Source organism: Peribacillus sp. Hz7 (assembly GCF_042136355.1).
GTDB classification, from domain to species: Bacteria; Bacillota; Bacilli; order Bacillales; family DSM-1321; genus Peribacillus; species Peribacillus asahii_A.
The window spans coordinates 300,424-319,059 of the sequence record NZ_JBHHJV010000002.1 but is presented as its reverse complement, the minus strand read 5'-3'; the positions used below and the strand labels follow the sequence as shown (position 1 = coordinate 319,059).

Annotated in this window: 17 protein-coding genes and 1 riboswitch; of the genes, 15 read left to right on the top strand and 2 right to left on the bottom strand. The window is 37.1% G+C overall.

The window, feature by feature from the left end; genetic code table 11:
• Positions 1 to 49: 49 nt before the first annotated feature.
• The 6 genes from resA to ACE199_RS05115 all read left to right on the top strand — a co-directional run bounded on the left by resA (position 50) and on the right by ACE199_RS05115 (position 6,749).
• A complete protein-coding gene (gene resA, locus ACE199_RS05140) occupies positions 50 to 580 on the top strand; it encodes a thiol-disulfide oxidoreductase ResA (protein WP_127761212.1) in 531 nt (176 codons plus the stop codon).
• An 18-nt stretch (positions 581 to 598) separates the two neighbouring features.
• Positions 599 to 2,254 carry a cytochrome c biogenesis protein ResB gene (gene resB / locus ACE199_RS05135; protein WP_375348855.1) on the top strand — a complete coding sequence of 552 codons (1,656 nt, stop codon included), beginning with the start codon at positions 599 to 601 and terminating at the stop codon, positions 2,252 to 2,254.
• Positions 2,247 to 3,425: a c-type cytochrome biogenesis protein CcsB gene (gene ccsB / locus ACE199_RS05130; protein WP_375348854.1), complete on the top strand. Its 1,179-nt coding sequence runs from the start codon at positions 2,247 to 2,249 to the stop codon at positions 3,423 to 3,425. Before resB ends, ccsB begins: the two co-directional genes overlap by 8 nt.
• A 296-nt stretch (positions 3,426 to 3,721) precedes the next feature.
• On the top strand, positions 3,722 to 4,438 hold the full coding sequence (locus ACE199_RS05125; protein ID WP_127761209.1) for a response regulator: 717 nt from the start codon (positions 3,722 to 3,724) through the stop codon (positions 4,436 to 4,438).
• On the top strand, positions 4,438 to 6,222 hold the full coding sequence (locus ACE199_RS05120) for an ATP-binding protein (protein ID WP_252290524.1): 1,785 nt from the start codon (positions 4,438 to 4,440) through the stop codon (positions 6,220 to 6,222). Before ACE199_RS05125 ends, ACE199_RS05120 begins: the two co-directional genes overlap by 1 nt.
• Positions 6,223 to 6,560: 338 nt before the next feature.
• A complete protein-coding gene (locus tag ACE199_RS05115; RefSeq protein ID WP_252290522.1) occupies positions 6,561 to 6,749 on the top strand; it encodes a hypothetical protein in 189 nt (62 codons plus the stop codon).
• A gap of 126 nt (positions 6,750 to 6,875) precedes the next feature.
• Here ACE199_RS05115 and serA read toward each other — a convergent pair whose 3' ends face one another.
• The gene (gene serA, locus ACE199_RS05110; protein ID WP_375348853.1) at positions 6,876 to 8,453 is read right to left on the bottom strand and encodes a phosphoglycerate dehydrogenase; all 1,578 of its coding nucleotides are present in this window, start codon (positions 8,451 to 8,453) and stop codon (positions 6,876 to 6,878) included.
• Positions 8,454 to 8,824: 371 nt separating this feature from the next.
• Positions 8,825 to 8,961: riboswitch (FMN riboswitch) on the top strand.
• Positions 8,962 to 9,126: 165 nt separating this feature from the next.
• Between serA and ACE199_RS05105 the strand changes: the two genes are divergently transcribed.
• Positions 9,127 to 9,702 carry an ECF transporter S component gene (locus ACE199_RS05105; protein ID WP_375348852.1) on the top strand — a complete coding sequence of 192 codons (576 nt, stop codon included), beginning with the start codon at positions 9,127 to 9,129 and terminating at the stop codon, positions 9,700 to 9,702.
• A gap of 178 nt (positions 9,703 to 9,880) precedes the next feature.
• Here ACE199_RS05105 and ACE199_RS05100 read toward each other — a convergent pair whose 3' ends face one another.
• Entirely contained in the window at positions 9,881 to 10,129 is a 249-nt protein-coding gene (locus ACE199_RS05100) for a ferredoxin (protein ID WP_127761205.1), read from the bottom strand.
• Positions 10,130 to 10,395: 266 nt separating this feature from the next.
• On the opposite strand from ACE199_RS05100, the gene ACE199_RS05095 reads away from it, so the two are divergent.
• The 8 genes from ACE199_RS05095 (at position 10,396) to ACE199_RS05060 (ending at position 18,385) form a co-directional block, all read left to right on the top strand.
• A complete protein-coding gene (locus ACE199_RS05095; protein WP_375348851.1) occupies positions 10,396 to 11,460 on the top strand; it encodes a YpbB family protein in 1,065 nt (354 codons plus the stop codon).
• Positions 11,457 to 12,965 (top strand): RecQ family ATP-dependent DNA helicase, encoded by a 1,509-nt coding sequence (locus tag ACE199_RS05090; RefSeq protein ID WP_375348850.1) that lies wholly within the window; start codon positions 11,457 to 11,459, stop codon positions 12,963 to 12,965. The genes ACE199_RS05095 and ACE199_RS05090 overlap by 4 nt, the downstream gene beginning before the upstream one ends.
• Positions 12,962 to 13,552 carry a CPBP family intramembrane glutamic endopeptidase gene (locus ACE199_RS05085; RefSeq protein ID WP_375348849.1) on the top strand — a complete coding sequence of 197 codons (591 nt, stop codon included), beginning with the start codon at positions 12,962 to 12,964 and terminating at the stop codon, positions 13,550 to 13,552. Before ACE199_RS05090 ends, ACE199_RS05085 begins: the two co-directional genes overlap by 4 nt.
• On the top strand, positions 13,549 to 14,262 hold the full coding sequence (locus ACE199_RS05080) for a LysM peptidoglycan-binding domain-containing protein (RefSeq protein WP_375348848.1): 714 nt from the start codon (positions 13,549 to 13,551) through the stop codon (positions 14,260 to 14,262). Before ACE199_RS05085 ends, ACE199_RS05080 begins: the two co-directional genes overlap by 4 nt.
• A 354-nt stretch (positions 14,263 to 14,616) precedes the next feature.
• Positions 14,617 to 15,075 carry a YpbF family protein gene (locus tag ACE199_RS05075; protein ID WP_375348847.1) on the top strand — a complete coding sequence of 153 codons (459 nt, stop codon included), beginning with the start codon at positions 14,617 to 14,619 and terminating at the stop codon, positions 15,073 to 15,075.
• Positions 15,076 to 15,154: 79 nt separating this feature from the next.
• On the top strand, positions 15,155 to 15,991 hold the full coding sequence (locus ACE199_RS05070; RefSeq protein WP_375348846.1) for a metallophosphoesterase: 837 nt from the start codon (positions 15,155 to 15,157) through the stop codon (positions 15,989 to 15,991).
• Positions 15,992 to 16,119: 128 nt separating this feature from the next.
• Positions 16,120 to 16,698, top strand: a complete 579-nt coding sequence (locus ACE199_RS05065; RefSeq protein WP_127761199.1) for a genetic competence negative regulator — start codon at positions 16,120 to 16,122, stop codon at positions 16,696 to 16,698.
• Positions 16,699 to 17,107: 409 nt separating this feature from the next.
• Positions 17,108 to 18,385 carry a Glu/Leu/Phe/Val family dehydrogenase gene (locus ACE199_RS05060; RefSeq protein ID WP_252290504.1) on the top strand — a complete coding sequence of 426 codons (1,278 nt, stop codon included), beginning with the start codon at positions 17,108 to 17,110 and terminating at the stop codon, positions 18,383 to 18,385.
• Positions 18,386 to 18,636 lie beyond the last annotated feature (251 nt).

Sequence of the window (18,636 nt, the reverse complement as noted above, 5' to 3'; positions counted from 1 at the left end):
GATGATGTAATGTTAAGAAAGAATTTTGCGTGGCTTTAGGGGGATTTGTATGGATAAAAAGAAGCGACGCCTAATGATGAGAACAGTCATTCTTGTACTTTTAGGTGCAGCTTTAGTGTATGCGCTTTATACGAATTTTACAAAAGATACAGCTAATCAAATACAAATGGGCTCAGAAGCCCCTAACTTTGTGTTAACGGATATGGATGGCAACGAACATAAATTATCTGATTATAGAGGTCAAGGCGTGTTGTTGAATTTTTGGGGTACGTGGTGTAAGCCATGCGAATATGAGATGCCTTATATGGAAAATCAATATCACGCTTATAAAGATCAAGGGGTGCAAATACTGGCCGTTAATGTTGGCGAATCAAACTATGCTGTAAATAATTTTGTCTCAAGACATAATCTCTCTTTTCCGGTTATGATTGATAAAGGGCAAGAAGTTCAAGTAGCTTATCGTGTCGATCCACTTCCTGTCACATTTTTAATAGATAAAGAAGGGAAAGTGATTGATAGGATTACCGGAAGTTTAACAGAAGCAAAAATTCAACAGCATATGGAGAGAATTAAACCATAATAATGGGGAGTTTTTGGTATGGATGAATTGAAATGTGAATGCGGTCATGCGAACCCGGTTGGCACAATTTTATGTGAGGCATGCGGTAAATCATTGGGGAATCGTCAAAATGAAAATAAGCTTTTGGATATGCGGTATGAAGGCAGTGCAAGGCGATCACAAACGTATAATAAATCAATCATTGATAAGATTTGGAACTTTTTTTCCTCCGTAAAGGTTGGTGTATCACTTATTGTCATTGCGCTCGTCGCATCGTCAATTGGTACTATTTTTCCGCAAGAAACCTACATACCAAGTACCATCCCAGCTTCAGAATACTATGAACAAGAATACGGCTTTTTCGGGAAATTGTATTATCTTTTAGGTTTTCATAATTTATATAGCTCTTGGTGGTATTTGGTGATTATTGGGATGCTGGGGATGTCAATCCTAATCGCTAGTATTGACCGCTTTTTTCCCCTTTATCGTTCATTAAAAAATCAAAAAGTAGTTCGTCATGATAGTTTTATGCAACGACAGCGTATATTCGGGATAACGAATGTATCGGATCAAGAAGTGAATCTTGAACAAATTACAGAACGTTTAAAGAAGCAGCGTTATCGGATTCGTGAGGAAAATGGGAATATATTAGCTGAAAAAGGTCGCTTTTCCCGGTGGGGTCCTTATGTAAATCATATTGGATTAATTATCTTCTTAATAGGTGGCCTGCTTCGATCAGTTCCAGGCATGTACGTGGATAAAGTAGTATGGCTGCGCGAGGGGGAAATGAAAGAAATTCCGGGAACAGACGGAGAATATTACTTGAAAAACAACGCTTTTATTTTTGAAGTATACGATAAAGAGAATAAAGAAGACGAAGCATTTGTGAAAGCAATTGAGAAAACAGGAACGGCGATTGCTAAAAACTATCAATCGAATGTGACTTTGTATAAGCAGGAAGGAGAAGTACTTCCTGGTGAAAAGCCGCAGCTCCAAAAAGTAAACGACTTTGAAATTAAGGTGAATGAGCCGTTAAAACATGATCATTATGCCTTATATCAAGTAGATTACAAGCTTAGCGAGTTTAGTAAAATGTCTTTTCACTTAATGAATAAGAAGACCGAAGAGAAGTTTGGTACATTAACGATTGATTTAAATGATCCGCAACCTTCTTATCAGCTCAAAAAGGGGTACGCTGTGGAATTAATGAGTTATTTCCCAGATTTTGAGTTTAAGGAAAATGGCGAACCAACAACGAAAACAAGACTACCGAATAATCCTGCTTTTATTTTTAAAATGATTACACCGGATAAGCCTGAAGGTGAAGTGAGCTTTGTCGCTATTAGAGAAAATATCGAGCCGGCAGGAGAAAACGTATACAAAATGGCATTTGCCGGCGTTGAAACGAGAAATGCAACAGCACTTACAGTTCGTAAAGATTTAACATTAGGTATTTTGTTTGCGGGTGGAATCATCTTTATGATTGGTGTCGTTCAAGGGGCTTATTGGAATCATCGCCGAATTTGGGTGAAACGAAAAGGGGAAGAAATTTGGATAGCCGGTCATACAAATAAAAACTGGCACGGTTTGAAGCGGGATATTGCACTAGTCGTGCAGACAACACCTCTTTTTGAACCGACAGATCAACTGAATGAGGAGAAATCCTCTAATAAGGGGGAGGAAATAAGTGGCTGAGTTAAGTGGAAATCTTCTATATGCCTCGTTCTTTTTATATTTAATTGCTACTTTTCTGTTCGGAGGATCTATTCAAGATAAAAAAGGGGCAGAAGAGAAGAAACAAAATAAATGGGCGAAACTAGGCATTATGATCACGATTATAGGATTTGTTGCTCAAATTGGCTACTTTATTATGAGATGGGTGGCAGCTGGGCACGCTCCAGTTAGTAACTTATTCGAATTTACGACCTTTTTTGGAATGATGTTGGTAGGAGCGTTTATATGGATTTATTTCATTTATAAAACGCCTGCACTCGGTTTGTTTGCTTTACCAGTTGCTATTGTTATTATTGCTTATGCAAGTATGTTTCCAAGAGAGATTTCGCCATTGATTCCAGCACTTCAAAGCGACTGGCTGCATATTCATGTCACAACAGCCGCATTAGGACAAGCTGTACTAGCCATTAGTTTTGTAGCGGCTATTATCTATTTAGTAAAGGCTGTCGACCAAACACGCTCTAATAAGCGTACGTTTTGGTTAGAAGTTGTGATGTTTGCTTTAATGTGTACCATTGGCTTTGTTATTGTGAGCTCTACCTTTGCGATGACGGGTTATAAGGAAAGTATAACTTGGGTCGATAAAAAAGGAGCTGAAGCGGAGTTAGAGTATCATATTCCATCGCTAATCGGGCCGAATGAATGGACACTAGCTGATGAAAATCAGATGAAACCACTTATTGAAGTACCTGCCATTATTAATGCTAAAAAGCTTAACACGGTTGTTTGGTCTGTTGGAGCAGGTTTTATTTTATATGGTCTATTCCGATTAATTGTACGAAAACGGGTGGCGGCTTTTATTCAGCCCATTGTGAAAAATGTAAATTTAGATTTAATTGATGAAATTAGTTATCGCTCCGTTCTTATTGGATTTCCAATCTTTACGCTTGGCGCCTTAATCTTTGCGATGATTTGGGCGCAAATAGCCTGGACACGTTTTTGGGGATGGGATCCAAAAGAAGTATGGGCACTCATTACTTGGCTATTTTATGCAGCGTTCTTGCATTTGCGTTTATCACGAGGGTGGCAAGGAGAGAGATCTGCTTGGTTAGCTTTGATTGGCTTTGGAATTATTATGTTTAATTTAATCGCTGTTAATCTTGTACTTGCAGGCTTACATTCTTATGCTTAAATGAAGAAAGATAGATTATTAAAAATAGAGGGCTTTCGATAGAAAAGGAAATTTCTATGAAAGCCTTTTTTATTTTCTTGGCTCTGTTATACGATGCTGTTGATTTTGTTTCATTTATGTAAGACAAAACTAACAAGATTATTTAACAAAGCTATTTTCTTAGCAGTTGTGGCAAAATGGTGAAATATTTACCGGAATCTTATGATTTACCTGTTTTTAGGTGGTTTCTTTTGAAAAAAAATTAGAAATAATAGTATTGATTTTGTAGAATAAAGAGTAAGGAGGTTGGTTAATAAATGGATAATTCTGTTAAAATTCTTGTGGTGGATGATGAAGAAAGAATCCGCCGCTTATTGAAAATGTATTTAGAAAGAGAAGAATACATAATTGATGAAGCTGAGAATGGCGATACTGCCTTAACAAAAGCACTAGAAAATGACTATAATTTAATCTTATTAGATATAATGATGCCTGGGAAAGATGGAATAGAGGTTTGTCGTGAATTAAGGGAGAAGAAGGCAACGCCTATTATTATGTTGACCGCTAAAGGAGAAGAGGTTAACCGAGTACAAGGCTTTGAGGTGGGGACGGATGATTATATCGTGAAGCCATTTAGCCCTCGTGAGGTTGTTCTTCGTGTGAAAGCGCTGTTACGTCGTTCAGCAAGTACGAATTATATTCAGGCAGAAACGACAGCAAAGGACGTGATTGTTTTTTCTCATTTAACAATCGACAATGATGCACATCGTGTGTTAGCTGATGAAAAAGAAGTTTCGTTAACACCGAAGGAATATGAATTGCTGTATTTTCTAGCGAAATCCCCTGATAAAGTGTTTGATCGCGAACAATTGCTAAAAGAAGTTTGGCATTATGAATTTTTTGGAGATCTTCGAACTGTGGATACACATGTAAAACGGTTGCGTGAAAAATTAAACCGTATTTCCGAAAATGCCGCCAAAATGATTGTTACCGTTTGGGGTGTCGGCTACAAGTTTGAAGTTATTAATGATTAATGTTATGGCGTAGTGTAGTCGGGAAACTATGGGGAACGATTTTATTATTAGTATGTTTTGTTTTATTGGTGTTAACGGTTTTATTGGTAGAATTTTTTGAGAACTTCCAAATTGAAACCGTAGAGAATGATTTAACAAAGGTAGCAAAACAAATTGTCTCTGTTACGAATGATCATTCTAATACTATTGATGTATTACAAATTTCCTCAGAATTAATAGGTGATGAAACAAAAATGCTTGTTTTACATGATGAGGAAATTGTTTTTTCATCATTAAGTGATGTGAATAATCAAATTACACCTCAGTTTCTTAAAGAAGATAAGGATTTATTAAAAGTTTTTACCGATGAAAAGATTGTCAAAAAGGAAATGATGCTGCCTGCTAGTAGTAAGGATGAAGAAAAAGTTTCGGCCATTGTCGTTGGAATTCCTCTTGAGTTAAATGGTGAAAGAGATGAAGTCTTTTTAGTTCAATCTCTTGAGTCGATGGAAGAGGCGATTCAGTCAACGACTCGTTTTATTTTATTAGCAGCTGGTGTTGCCATTATTTTGACAACGATTTTTGCTTTCTTTTTATCTACAAGAATCAATGCTCCACTTAGAAAAATGAGAGAAGCAGCACTTGCTGTTGCTCGCGGAAAGTTTGATACAAAGATACCTGTTCTTACACAAGATGAAATTGGCGAACTAGCGATTGCTTTTAGCCAAATGGCAAAGCAGCTGAAGTACAATATGACTGCTCTGAGCGAAGAAAAGGAGCATTTAGCGAGCATTTTAAGCAGTATGGCGGATGGAGTCATCACCTTTAGTAAAGATGGTACCATTTTAGAGGTGAATCCTCCGGCTGAACGTTTTTTACAAGGAGTATATTTTGAAAAAGGTTTTTCTTCTGAAGGAAGCAAGAACGTACCGCAAGTTTTGATGAATTTATTTGATGAATCAGAGCGTCAAGGAAAAGAGCAGATTGGTGAAATTACACTACAGGGGCATCATTGGGGGCTGATTGTGAGCCCTTTATATAGTAATGATGGAACGATTCGAGGGGCTGTTGCTGTGATTCGGGATATAACCAATGAGAGACGTATGGATAAACTGCGTACAGATTTCATTGCGAACGTATCTCATGAATTAAGAACTCCGATTTCGATGCTGCAAGGCTATAGTGAAGCGCTTGTAGATGATATTGCTGGAAATGAAGAGGATAAAAAAGAAATGTCCCGTATTATTTATGATGAATCGTTAAGAATGGGACGGCTAGTGAATGATTTACTAGACCTAGCAAGGTTAGAATCGGGAAATATGCGCTTAACATATGAGCAAGTGGAATTAATGTCGTATTTAACGAGAATTACAAGCAAGTTTCAAGTTATTGCTAAAGAAAAAGACATTAAGCTATCAGTTGATTTAGAAGATACTAAAATAGAATGGGATTTCGATCCAGATCGCATCGAGCAAGTTTTAACGAATTTAATCGATAATGCGATTCGTCATACTTCGAAAGGCGGAAGCGTTGAAGTCGGTCAAAGAAAGAGTGATCGAGGCGGTTTGATTATTTATGTAAAGGACACAGGTTCTGGTATTCCTGAAGAGGATTTGCCATTTGTGTTTGAACGCTTTTATAAAGCCGATAAAGCACGAACAAGAGGACGTTCTGGAACAGGACTAGGCCTTTCAATTGCTAAAAATATTATTGATGCACATGAAGGGTATATGTCGGTTAATAGTCGGTTAAATGAAGGAACGATGTTTAGTTTTGTGTTACCAATGCGTAAAAAAAGTAAGTAATAGAAAGACAAGGAGTGCAAGCTGGTTTCGTGCACTCCTTGTCTTTTTTTGTAGCAGTTTATGATAGAGAGGGTAGGAGAGCTATTTTTTCGTTAAGGCTATGTTCAAGAATCTTGTTACTTTATCCCACACTTAAAGGGCAGTAGGGACCCGTCAACGGGAGTTTTACTTTATATGATTTTTGGCTTACATGGGCTCAAAATCAAAAACGTTATGTAACAGAACCTCTGCTACAAGGTACGTTTGCTAAATAGTATTCATTTAATCATAAGAAAATGTTCTAAAGGGGCGATTATTGTCATACTTTAAGCAAGTAGAATGCTTAGGAGGAATGATGGATGCTGCGGGAGTATAGTATACGTTTTTTAATTGTTATGATTATTGGGGCTTGTGTAATGCTGCTATTTATTACAGGCAAATTAGGACAGGCATCAAGTAATGAATTGAATCGGTTGTGGGAGAAGGAGGGTGGAACGACGATTGTATATATTGATTGTACATACGATATCGAAAAGCATATAGGATAAGTTTTTAGTGGAAAGGCTATGTGAATCATAGTATTAAGTCATACGTTTTTGGCTCATTTGTGTGAGGCTGCGCTCTCTCTAAATGAGCCAAAAATCGTATGGTAACAATATTGATTAACCAATTCATTAAAATAGAGACATATTTTCTACAAGTGTAATACCTGCAATCTTTTCTACCACTTTTTTTGTTTCTGAATCTAATGATTTGTCGAATGTAAGAACCATAATTGCATCGCCGCCGGCTTGTTTACGACCGACTTGCATCGTTGCGATATTGACACCTTGATCTCCGAGAACTTTTCCGACATTCCCGATAACACCTGGTTTATCTGTGTGTTGAATATAAAGCATATTCCCTTCAGGTTCAAAGTCAATTTTAAAGCCGTTTAGGCTGACGATACGAGAGCCGTAATTTTCAATATAGGTTCCGCTAATTGTTAATTCGCGTTTTTCGCTTTTTACTTTGAGGCTAATTAGGTTTGCGTAGCCTAACGTATCTGCAGCGATTTTTTCACCTATTGTGATACCGCGTTCTTTTGCAACTAATAGTGCATTTACTTCGTTGACGGGTAAATCAATTCTTGTTTTGAAGAATCCAGAAAGTAAGCTCTTAGTTAAGATAGAGGTATCGAAATCTAAAGATTCACCAGCATATGTTACTGAAATTTCCTGAATGCCTTCTTTGATGAGTTGAGAAGCAATCATACCTATATGTTGTACAAGTTGATAGAACGGTTGAACTTTATCAAATACTTCTTTTGAAATAGCGGGCAAGTTAATAGAATTAGAAACAGGATTTCCATTCAGATAAGTCAGAACTTCTTGAGCGACTTGAACAGCTACATTTAATTGAGCTTCTTTTGTTGAAGCACCTAAATGAGGTGTTGCAATCACTTGATCAAGCTCTAATAATTTGTGGCCATGCGGCGGCTCTTCAACGAAGACGTCAAGTGCTGCTCCGGCTACTTGTCCTTCGATAATTGCTTCATATAAATCATCTTCATCGATGATTCCACCACGAGCACAATTTAAGAAATATACGCCTTTTTTACAAGTTTTTAAGTTTTCCTTATTGATTAAACCTCTTGTTTCATTTGTTAAGGGGGTATGCACCGTAATAATATCGGCTTTGGGTAATAGTTCTGCTAACGGTAGGACTGTAACGGCCATCTTCTTAGCACGGTCAGTTGTTAAGAATGGATCAAATACAACAACTTCCATTCCGAATGCTTTTGCACGCTTTGCGAGTTCTCCACCGATACGACCGAATCCAACAATACCCAGTGTTTTTCCGCGGAGTTCAATACCTGTGAAAGAAGAACGTTTCCATTCTCCAGCCTTTAAAGAAGTAAATGCTTGTGGGATGTGACGGACAAGAGAAGACATCATTGCAAATGTATGCTCACATGTAGAAATGGTATTTCCATCAGGAGCATTTACAACAACAATTCCACGTTTGGTTGCGGCTGGAATGTCAATGTTATCGACACCAACCCCTGCACGTGCAATAATCTTTAATTGCGGCATGCGTTCCATTAATTCTTCGGTTACTTTTGTTGCACTTCGAACTAGAATTGCATCAATTTGGTCAAGCTGCTTCTCTGCTTCGCCGACGTTTTTTTGAATAAGTTCAATGTGGGTTGCTTCTAATAGGGGGCCTAATCCTTCAGGTTTGATGGCATCTGCTACTAAAATGCGATACACGTCATGAACACCTTCCTAGAAAAAATTATCTTAAATTTCAGTTAATTTTACAATCGGAACGGATAACTGTCAATGTTATGGAGATTAGGCAGGGAGTATAAAAAGCGAATAAATATAATATGAGATATATAATTATACGTATTTCCTGACGTTTTTATTCAAAAAACATTTTTTGTTTGCGTTATCATTTCCCATAAACGAATAATGTGCGATTGTTAAATATTGTATTTTTATTATAATGAAGAGAGAAGGCTCATTCTTTTTTGATTATGTAAGGGGAATTTTTAAACCTGGTTAATTTTAGAAAAAAAGCTATTCAAATAAAGAAAAAGCAGATATAATAAATGCATAGTAGTATAATAATTTTATAGGTCTATCTTCGGGGCGGGGTGTGATTCCCCACCGGCGGTGATGAAGGAGATTCCTTCTCAGCCCGCGAGCCTTGGTTAAGGCAGGATTTGGTGAGATTCCAAAGCCGACAGTATAGTCTGGATGGGAGAAGATGGAGGTTCTTGTAGACGTTCAAAAAGATGATATATTGAGCGTGTGTTTGTCGAATCCTTTAATTTCTCCCTTTAATTTCATCGGAATTAAAGGGTTTTTTATTGGACACAAACCGTTTAACAGAACTTGTCCTCTTTTTCGGAGTAGATTAGAAAAAGAAGGAGAGAGAATGATGAAGGTACAAAAGTTAGTGACTTTAGCAATGCTTACGAGCGTCTCTTATGTTTTGATGCTCCTGAACTTTCCGTTTCCGGGGTTTCCAGTTTTTTTGAATGTGGATTTTAGTGATATTCCCGCTTTAATTGCTGCGATAATCTTTGGTCCTGGAGCAGGAATACTAGTAGAATTTGTTAAAAACTTGTTAGATGCGATTATGACAGGAAGTTTAACAGCGATTCCAGTCGGACATATTGCGAACTTTACAGCAGGGATTTTGTTTGTTTTACCAACCTACTATGTATATAAAAAAATTCGTTCTGTAAGAGGAATGACTTTTGGGTTATTTGCTGGAACGATTTCAATGGCTGTGTTGATGAGTGTTTTAAATTATTATATCTTCTTACCTGCCTATACATTTTTCTTAGGAGCAGAGGCGATGTCTGATCCAGAGGCTCGAACATTTGTCACGACTGCTATTTTGCCATTTAACCTTATAAAAGGTATATTGATTACAGTTGTGTTTATGTTGATTTTTGCTAAAATGCAAACGTGGCTTAATAAACAAGCCTTATATAAAAATATATGAAGAAAAAAATCGAACGTTTACCGTTCGATTTTTTTTGCCTAATTTGACTAAATAGTATGGGGTAAGGATATGCTAAAAGATGGATGGGAACGATAGTTTTGCATGAAGTGAATCTCGAATCGTTCGATTAGCAAAGTTAAAAAAAAGCCATTTCTGTGTAGGGAAATGGCCTGTTCTTTTATTCGAATTTTAGTGCATCGCCGTCAAATGCTTCATCGGCCACTTTAATAGAATCTGTTGGGCAGCCTTCAAATGCATCCATCATATCATCTAGTAAAACATCTGGAACTTCAACTGTTCCTTGGTTATCATCTAAAGTTACGAAAGCAATGCCTTCATCATCGTAATCATAAATATCTGGGGCAGCTGCGCCGCATGCGCCACATGCGATGCATGTATCTTTATCGACGATTGTAAATTTTGCCATATATAAAACTCCTCCTAATTGGATAATAACATGAGTTATTTATTCACATAGTTTCACCTTATTCCTATTGTACGGCTGAATTCCGTATTTTTCAATAGGAAATCTAGCTAAAAAATTCCTCATGGTATACGAATAACCAACAAATGAAATATCATGTATTTTTTATTTGCTAAAAAAGAACAAAATTTGTCTTATTTTGAGGATTAGAAATACACTTTATCTCCATCTTTGTTACAATGAAAGCATCATTAGGGAAAACAAAGGGTGTGAGTGTACATTTGGCAAATTATTTGCAAGTTATCATCCTCCATACAATCAAAAAATTTCAAGGTGAGCGATCCATTTATGCCATTTATCATATGTTGCAAGGAAAAAAATCTTCACAAACTATTCAAGATGCTCATTTATTTCGTTTGACTAATGTTTTTGGAACAATTCCTCACTTCACTCGAAAACAGCTGGTTGATACCATCCAAAATCTTGTTGAACATGGTTGGATCACAGCTAAGGAAAACTCAGATGTTTTTATTATTACACAAAGTGGAGAGGAAGAGCTTGCTCAATGTGAACCAATCCCAACTCGATTAAATGGATGGAAATATCAAAATGTGGCTCCTGTTTTTTGGGGCAGATTGAATTTGTTAATTCAAACGCTCTCCCATATTGTTCACAATGAAACCAAGTTTTATCCGATTCAACGGCATACTAAAATTCAACAATCCGTAAAACAATTTTTACAAAAGAATCGTCAAAATCGAGAGTTGATGGCTCAGCATTTGTATGAAGAGTTAACCGATTTATTGGAGAGACAAAGTGATAGGCATCAAACAATCTTTGTTAGAAAATTAACAGGTATAAATCGGGTAGGACAGACTTTTGACCAAATTTCAAAAACGATGCAGCTTGATGAGTGGTATGTGCGTTATGTATTTCTAGAATCGCTGCACTGGATGCTTTATGAAATAGAAAAAACATTTACGCAATATCGCTTTTTATCTTCTCTTATAGGGGATTTACAGCAGTCCCGTTTAACGCAGTCTACACAAACGACGCTACAGTTTATTCAAGCAGGTCGAACCCTAACTGAAATTGCGAACATTCGTCGCTTGAAGGTTAATACAATTGAAGACCATCTCGTTGAAATTGTATTAGTGGATAAACAATTTCCGATTCATGAATATGTGACGAGTGCTGTGGAAGAGAAAATACTGCAGGTAATGAAGAAGCTTCAAACAAAACAGCTAAAGACTATTAGGCAATCGTTAGCAGATGAAGCTATTAGCTTTTTTCAAATTCGGCTTGTATTAGCGAAAGCGGGTGACGAATCGTGAATTCTTTGGAAGAAATGCTGGAACACTACTTTGGATTTACTGAATTTCGGCCAGGGCAGAAGGAAGTGATTTCTTCCTTATTAGCAGGACAACATCTATTGGCCATGCTGCCAACGGGTACAGGTAAATCTTTATGCTATCAATTGCCTACTTATGCCTTAAAGAAACCGACATTAATTGTCTCGCCATTATTATCTTTAATGCAAGATCAAGCGGAACAGCTCAAAGTGAGAGGCGAGAAAAGGGTATTAACATTTAACTCTTTTTTAACCCTTCAGCAAAAGAAGGAGGCACTTAGTCAATTATCTTCGTTTCGATTTATTTTTATATCACCTGAAATGCTGGCGTTAGATTATGTAATCGGGGCGATTCAACAAATTGAAATCGGGTTATTTGTTATTGATGAGGCACATTGTATTTCGCAATGGGGCTATGATTTTAGACCGGATTATTTAAACTTAGGAGAAGCTCGACAAAAGCTGGGGGAACCGTTAACGCTCGCTTTGACAGCTACAGCAACAGAAGAAGTTCGAAAGGATATTATTGAAAAGCTTGAGATAAAGGATATGAAACAAATCGTTTCGACTGTTGATCGACATAATATTGCACTGTTTGTGGAGAAGTTGTCTCGTTATGAGGAGAAGTTAGAACGGTTGGTACAGCTTGTTCAACAGTTTTCAGGCAGTGGCATTATTTATTTTTCTTCTAAGAAGGCAGCGGAGTCCGTAAGTGAATATTTGCACAATCAAGGAGTCAATCGAATTGCTTATTATCACGGAGGAATGGAACCAGATCAAAGAATGCTCATACAGCAACAATTTATTACGGGTCAATTGCAGATAATTTGTGCAACAAGTGCTTTTGGAATGGGAGTTAATAAACCAGATATACGGTTTGTCATCCATTTTCATTTGCCGGCGACAATGGAATCGTATGTACAAGAAATTGGAAGGGCAGGTCGTGATGGAGAACAAAGTGCTGCTGTTTTATTATATAGTGATGGAGATGAGGGACTGCCATTACATTTGATGGAGCAACAGCTGCCAACAGATTCTCAAATAGAAGGTGTACATGCAGAGCTTTTGAAGAGTGGCGAGGGCATGATGGACATATTAAAGCCTATGCAGGAGCAACTGTGTCACCAATTTTCTTTAAATGAAGTTCAGTTTCGAATGATTGCTCAGTTTTTGGCAACAAAGCAGGATGTAGCGAAGCCGATTGAGTTGTTTAAACAGTATTGTTATACGCGAAAAAGCAGGCATGCGCAGAAGCTGGAGCAGTTATTGCAATGGGTTAAAGACTCAACTTGTCGACGCCTAGGGATTGTGCAGTATTTCAAAGAGAATCAGGCTGTTGACAATCCGGTTTGCTGCGATTGCTGCGGCATGTCGATTGAGCAAGTCATGGAACGATGGCCTCCTATTGTTGAACGACAACAAGCGAACTCTTTTTATTGGAAAAGGGAGTTAGCTTCTATTTTATCCATTAAAGGAACAAAGGAATGAAAAATAAACAAGCTGAACTTATTAACCAACTTTCTGATAAGGAATTACTTTATAATTTGCTTTTGACGCAAATTATTCTCTTAACGATTTCGTTTTTTTTAGGTATTATTTTATTTAGAGATTATTCTGCTTTTTTCGACTTGTTTCATCTCGGTGATATTCGTATTATAACCATTGGTCTACCTATAGGAATTCTCGTCGTCCTGTATGATTTGTTTATGATGAAAGTCACACCAGCTCGCTTTCATGATGATGGGGGGATTAATGAAAGAATCTTTTCTAGTCTCTCCTCACCAATGATTATTGTGGTCACGTTTCTAATCGCTTTTTGTGAAGAAGTGCTGTTTCGCGGAGTTTTACAAACACATATTGGGCTAGTTTGGACAAGTATCATTTTTGCTGTTGTCCATTATCGATATTTATTTAATTGGTATCTATTTGTGAATGTTATGATGCTGAGCTTTGGTCTCGGTTGGTTATATGAGGAGACCAGGAATTTGTGGATAGTTATTGTGGCTCATTTTGTTATTGATATGCTTCTCGGCTTAATTATTAGAAAAAAGAATAGAAAGGGGTGCCTTACATGAGTGCAGAAAGAAAACCAAAGGAACTAGATATACATACTGAACCTGCTCAGAGATTGACACCTCTTCCGACTCGAAAATCGGTACACCAGAAGAAAAAGAAAAGAAGTAAAATGAAAGTTAAAATCCCTGTTATTCAGCTATTAGCTTTATTTTTTATTTTACTTCCAATTGGATTTCTTACTGCATACTATTATCTTCAAAACTCGGACCAAAAGGCGGCTCAAAATGAACCGAAGGAACCAACAAGTACTACCGAGGTTGTGGAACAGGCGGATGATGATGAGCTGAAACAAAATATTCCGACGATGGCAACGGCTGAAACAAAAGAGGATCAAGAGGAGAAAACGCAAGAATCGAAAAAACAAGAGAACAAAAGTAATGATGAAGTAGAGAAACAGGCTTCGGTAAAAAAAGAGAATGACAAACAAGCGGGAACAGACACAGAAAAAGAAGAAAAAAAATCAACAACTGTAAAAGAGAAAGAGCAGGGAGCAAAAGAAAAGTCAACAAATGCTAAAGAAGAACAGCCGAAAAAAGAAGAATCGTATAATGTTGTGTATCATACAGTTCAACCGCAGGAAACGGTATTCAGTATTTCAATGACCTATTATAAATCGAAAGAAGGGATTCCGTTAATTCAAAAATGGAACAACTTAAACGGAAATAATATATGGGTTGGACAAAAATTAAAAATTCCGCTAAAGAAATAAGCAGTAAACATTCTGAAAGTTATTTCAGGATGTTTTTTGCGTTGGTATCATAGGATGTCGTACTTGTACATATAATGGGGTGAGTGTTTTTTATGCCGTTCTAAATTCATCCCACACTTAACGGGCAGTAAGACCCCCACCTCAAGCTTATGAGGAGTCAAAGAAGATAGATGGGGGGATAACTGCCCGTAAAGGTCCGATTGGTAAGTTTCACCAATCAGGTTCGTACGGTCACTTGATTGAAGCGAAACGAAAATCTTAGTGATCGTAGAACGTGGCTAACCATCAGTGGGGGATGAAGAAAAACCCCTACTGATGGAAGTTTCACTTTATTGAACAAGGAGGCGCTTATGAATGGAGCCAGCTATTATTATGTTAGATGAACATACAGATCAAGCGACGAAACAAATGCTGCAACATGTAGTTGAGCGAAAGAAGAAGTTTGAAGCGTTACAACAAAAACATCAAATGATTTTATGGATCACGATTAGTGTCACCGTTGTTTTTATCTTATATTTGTATGTCTATGTAATGGCACCTTACTCTTATTCTTTTTTCGACATGTTCTCAGCTTTTGTTAATCAATCTAATCACGTTTTCTTTCTCCTAGTTACAATGGGGTTATTCGGATATTTAACGATGGTAAAAAATAAAATGGAGAAAGCAGAGAAAGAATATCAACTATTACGTTGTGAAATTATTAATAAAAGTAAAATGTTATGGGAAAAAGAATCTGAATGGAAAAATCGTCATAAGGTATTTGAAATGATGAAGAAAAATTATGATATTAATCTTTATCATGAGAATAAATAAGTCTGAACATTTCGCATTCTGCTTACAAATATGGTTAGATAGATACAGGCAGTTTTTGTAGAAGAAAGAAGGGTAAAACATGCAGTATATTGTGGTGTTTATCATCATTGTTTTGATTGTGCTTATAATTGCGCTAACAGTGCTTTCGTTTTATATGTACCGAACAGCTCAGTTAGAGCGGATTGTATATCAAGATTTATATTTCTCTAACTTGCCTAAACATTTTGGAGATGTACGGATTTTTTTTATTTCAGATGTACATAAACGAATTATTTCAGATCAAATTATTGCTAAAGTGCAACAGCAGGTGGATCTTGTGATTATTGGAGGAGACTTAACAGAGCGTACTGTACCTTTTGCTCATGTTGAACAAAACTTAGCGAAATTAAAAAATATAGGGGCCCCTCTTTATTTTGTATGGGGAAATAATGATTATGAAGTCGATGTTCATGAACTGGATGCGCGACTATTACAATACGGAGTTACAATTTTGGCGAATACGGCTGTACATTTGGAAGCAAAACAAGGAGAGAAAATGACGTTGCTCGGCATTGAGGATATAACGGTGGAACGAGATCGTTTAGATATGGCGTTAGCAGATGCATGCAATGTCAAAGACGCCTTTCGAATTTTAGTGAGCCATAATCCGAAAGTGAAAGTTCAGGTGCAGGAGGAACATAGGATTAGTCTTGTTCTTTCTGGTCATACGCATGGGGGGCAAGTTCGTTTCTTTGGATATGGACCTTATAAGCTAGGCGATACGGAAATGTTTAATAACTGTGTATATGTAACGAGCAATGGGTATGGGACAAGCACTATTCCGATGCGACTTACGGCAAAGCCTGAAACTCATTTGTTTACGTTAAAAAGGGGAAATCATACGAGCATTGGTGAAAAGAAGGAAGTGCAATTTTAGAGCGATGTTTTAACGATTCAGGCATGAAGAATCGTTTTTGATAAGGTTTTGTTATAAAACGCTGTTTATGCACCTTGATTATCGATCTTCATATGATGTATGAAGATGGTAACCAGGGGGCATTTTTTATGAAGTCGGAGAGGCTTACAAATAATAAAATTAAAATCTTTTTAACTCTCGATGATTTAATGGATCGGGGCATAACAAAAGAAGAAATTGTAGGAAATTCCCTTAAGGTGCATAAGCTTTTTCAAGCTATGGTAGAAGAAGCGTGTGAAAGTTTAAATTTTATAATGAGCGGATCGATTGCTATTGAAATATTTTCACTGCCTGCACAAGGATTAATTATTATTGTAACAAAAGAGGAGGAAGAAGACTTTGCAGAGGAAGAAGACTTTGTCAACCTACAAGTGAAGTTCGATGAGTCTCCCCATATTTTATATGCTTTTGATGAGTTTGAAGACGTTATCCAGTTAAGCCATCAACTGCTAAATCAAGGTGTATTCTTGAGTACGCTATATGTTTATAATGAACGTTATTATTTACTAATCGAAAATGTGTCAGAGGAAATCTATCATAAAGTGATTTCATTGGCTGCAGAGTACGGATATGCGTCTACATTGACACTATATAGAATAGGGGAATATGGAGCGTGTATTCTGGAAAAAGAAGCGATTGAAGTGCTCACTTCTTATTTTCACTTATAGAAAAAAGAGTTCCCTTGCATAAATTTGTGTAATCTAATTACTATATAGTATAAGATTACAATTTCATCACAAAGTAACGGCAAGTTAAGTCTTCGGCTTCAGAATCGAAAAAACAAACGAAGGATTAGTGAGCCGCGACTTGTAGAATGGGATGAACACTCAGTGCAGGAAATAAGGGGAAATCCTCACTGAGTGACGTTTTATTTTATCACTCTTTTAGTGATTGTAGAATAGAGTTACCCATCTGTGAGTCTTTTGCGGTTAGAAGGAATTTTAGTTGGAAAGTTTTCGTTATTTTTTTTAAATTATGAAACATTTTGATTCTGTTTTTTAACCTTTGCATAAATATATGGAAGGTGTATACTATCACATGAGTGCCGTATTATATGATGAAGTAGGAGGTACATAAATGGTGTCTACAAAAGGGAATGACCCTCAACATGATGAAGAAAAAAATGACGTGTTAAGATCAACTCAAACCATTATACATAAAGCGTTAGAAAAGCTCGGATATCCTGAAGAGGTGTATGAGTTATTAAAAGAACCATTGCGTTTATTAACGGTGAAAATACCTGTGCGTATGGATGATGGTTCTGTAAAAGTGTTTACAGGTTATCGTGCGCAACACAATGATGCTGTTGGACCAACAAAAGGTGGAATTCGTTTTCACCCAAACGTAACAGAGCGTGAAGTAAAAGCGCTGTCGATTTGGATGAGCTTGAAATGTGGCATTGTGGATCTTCCTTACGGAGGCGGGAAAGGCGGAATTGTGTGTGATCCGCGCAATATGTCATTCCGTGAGTTAGAAAAATTGAGTCGAGGATATGTGCGGGCGATTAGTCAAATCGTTGGTCCTACAAAGGATATTCCAGCTCCAGATGTGTTTACAAATTCGCAAATTATGGCATGGATGATGGATGAATATAGTCGAATGGATGAGTTTAATTCTCCGGGCTTTATTACAGGGAAACCGCTTGTACTTGGTGGTTCTCACGGGCGTGAATCGGCAACAGCCAAAGGTGTGACCATTTGTATTAACGAGGCGGCTAAAAAATGTAATATCGATATCAAAGGGGCTCGTGTCGTTATTCAAGGTTTTGGAAACGCGGGCAGTTTTTTAGCCAAATTCATGCACGATGCGGGGGCAAAAGTAGTTGGAATTTCAGATGCTTACGGTGCTTTGTACGACCCGGAAGGTTTAGATATCGATTACTTATTAGATCGTAGAGATAGCTTTGGAACGGTAACAAAGCTGTTTAAAAATACAATTACAAATCAAGAACTGCTTGAATTGGATTGTGATATTTTAGTACCAGCAGCGATTGAAAATCAAATCACAGAAGAAAATGCAAACAATATTAAAGCCAAAATTGTTGTAGAGGCAGCAAATGGTCCGACAACGATTGAAGCTACACAAATTTTAACAAATCGTAACATCCTTCTTGTACCAGATGTACTAGCTTCCGCTGGTGGGGTAACCGTTTCTTATTTTGAGTGGGTTCAAAATAATCAAGGTTACTACTGGAGCGAAGAGGAAGTCGATGAAAAGCTGGAAAAAATTCTTGTGAAATCGTTCGATAATATTTATAATTTAGCACAATCTCGTCGCGTAGATATGCGTTTAGCTGCGTATATGATTGGTGTGAGGAAAATGGCAGAAGCATCTCGCTTCCGCGGCTGGATTTAACATTGAAAAGAAGAGAAAAAACTTCTATCATTAGCTTGATAGAAGTTTTTTTATGCACTTAAAATATATGGCAAGTGAATGTATGGAACGTTTTAGTGTTAAGACGGTGTGGAATCACTCAGGATTCATATAATATTCATAGAACGCGTGTCATATGAGATAAGGTGGTTATATAGAGGCAATGTCAATATAGAGCCTGATTGTAAATGGATGTACATATGTTTTAGGTAGAACGGATGTAGTGCAGAGGA

Excerpts from the sequence above, each read along its gene's own strand:
- ACE199_RS05105 (WP_375348852.1), top strand. The coding sequence starts at position 9,127 with ATGATGAAGGTACAAAAGTTAGTGACTTTAGCAATGCTTACGAGCGTC.
- ACE199_RS05080 (WP_375348848.1), top strand. The coding sequence starts at position 13,549 with ATGAGTGCAGAAAGAAAACCAAAGGAACTAGATATACATACTGAACCT.
- ACE199_RS05085 (WP_375348849.1), top strand. The coding sequence starts at position 12,962 with ATGAAAAATAAACAAGCTGAACTTATTAACCAACTTTCTGATAAGGAA.
- ACE199_RS05125 (WP_127761209.1), top strand. The coding sequence starts at position 3,722 with ATGGATAATTCTGTTAAAATTCTTGTGGTGGATGATGAAGAAAGAATC.
- ACE199_RS05120 (WP_252290524.1), top strand. The coding sequence starts at position 4,438 with ATGTTATGGCGTAGTGTAGTCGGGAAACTATGGGGAACGATTTTATTA.
- ACE199_RS05060 (WP_252290504.1), top strand. The coding sequence starts at position 17,108 with ATGGTGTCTACAAAAGGGAATGACCCTCAACATGATGAAGAAAAAAAT.
- ACE199_RS05070 (WP_375348846.1), top strand. The coding sequence starts at position 15,155 with ATGCAGTATATTGTGGTGTTTATCATCATTGTTTTGATTGTGCTTATA.
- resA (WP_127761212.1), top strand. The coding sequence starts at position 50 with ATGGATAAAAAGAAGCGACGCCTAATGATGAGAACAGTCATTCTTGTA.
- resB (WP_375348855.1), top strand. The coding sequence starts at position 599 with ATGGATGAATTGAAATGTGAATGCGGTCATGCGAACCCGGTTGGCACA.
- ACE199_RS05115 (WP_252290522.1), top strand. The coding sequence starts at position 6,561 with ATGCTGCGGGAGTATAGTATACGTTTTTTAATTGTTATGATTATTGGG.
- ACE199_RS05075 (WP_375348847.1), top strand. The coding sequence starts at position 14,617 with ATGGAGCCAGCTATTATTATGTTAGATGAACATACAGATCAAGCGACG.
- ACE199_RS05065 (WP_127761199.1), top strand. The coding sequence starts at position 16,120 with ATGAAGTCGGAGAGGCTTACAAATAATAAAATTAAAATCTTTTTAACT.
- ACE199_RS05100 (WP_127761205.1), bottom strand. The coding sequence starts at position 10,129 with ATGGCAAAATTTACAATCGTCGATAAAGATACATGCATCGCATGTGGC.